The sequence below is a fragment of the Lactobacillus sp. N54.MGS-719 genome, from assembly GCF_000980505.1.
Classification (GTDB): Bacteria; Bacillota; Bacilli; order Lactobacillales; family Lactobacillaceae; genus Lactobacillus; species Lactobacillus amylovorus.
Genome location: NZ_LARO01000124.1, coordinates 1 through 1,013 on the forward strand (window position 1 = coordinate 1; position 1,013 = coordinate 1,013).

1 protein-coding gene and 1 pseudogene are annotated in these 1,013 nt (G+C 37.1%); both read right to left on the reverse strand.

The features are described from left to right. Window positions 1-534 (reverse strand): amino acid permease (locus tag WS44_RS09540; protein ID WP_046434122.1); only part of this gene is annotated, 534 nt, incomplete at its 3' end. A 91-nt stretch (window positions 535-625) separates the two neighbouring features. Continuing rightward, window positions 626-1,013: pseudogene (gene glyA / locus WS44_RS09545) on the reverse strand (serine hydroxymethyltransferase); the annotation flags it as partial.

Genomic DNA, 1,013 nt, shown 5'->3' on the forward strand with positions numbered 1-1,013 from the left:
CACAATTGTTAAAGTAGGTAACAGAATCTTGAAAATCGAGATTAAATTGGTAAAGTGCGTCATAATTTTTACTGACCAAAAGTTAATCATAGTAAAAATCAACATAAAAATGAAAACAACACCAATTCCTTTAAAAGTAATGTCACCATTCTTAATAAAATTCTTAGTCCAATTAGCCCAACTCCATGGCCATGAGCTCATGTACTGCACAGCTGCCACGGCTTCCATAGGTACCAATGTAACTAATGAAATCCAGTTAGCCCAAGCAGCAATAAAGCCCAACAGCGGTCCATGACTATATTGCGCGTATCGGCTCATACCACCACTTTCAGGAAACATTGACCCTAGTTCTACATAAGTTAACGCAATCGAAATAATGATTACTGCACCTAGAATCCAGGATAATACGGCCGCTGGTCCAGCAATCTTAGCAGCTGAACCTGCTCCAAATAACCAACCGGAACCGATCAATGAATTAAGAGCTAGCATCACAGCTGAAAATAAACCTATTTTATGTCGTTTTAATTTTCCCACACAATCCCCATCCCTATTACAATTAATATTTTGATTGTTAATTATAACAAAAACAGCCCTGCCATAAAACCAGGACTATCATTTATTTACCTTATTCGATTGGATGTTTTTGCGTTAAAGCATGAACTTCATCTTTGACATGTTCAATCACTTTTTCATTTTTAGGATCCGACAAAATCTCAATAATTAGAGATGCAGTCTTTTTTGTATCTTCTTCATTAAAACCACGGCTGGTAATTGCTGGTGTACCAATTCTTAAACCACTAGTAACAAAAGGACTACGTTTATCACCCGGAATTGATTCCTTGTTAGTCGTAATGTTAACAGAATCAAGCAAGTTTTGCGCATCCTTACCAGTCAAACCAGTGTCAGTAATATCAATGATCATCAAGTGGTTATCAGTACCACCTGAAACCACCCGAATATTGTCTGATTGAGCAAAAGTTTCGGCCATTGCCTTAGCATTCTTTATTACTTGC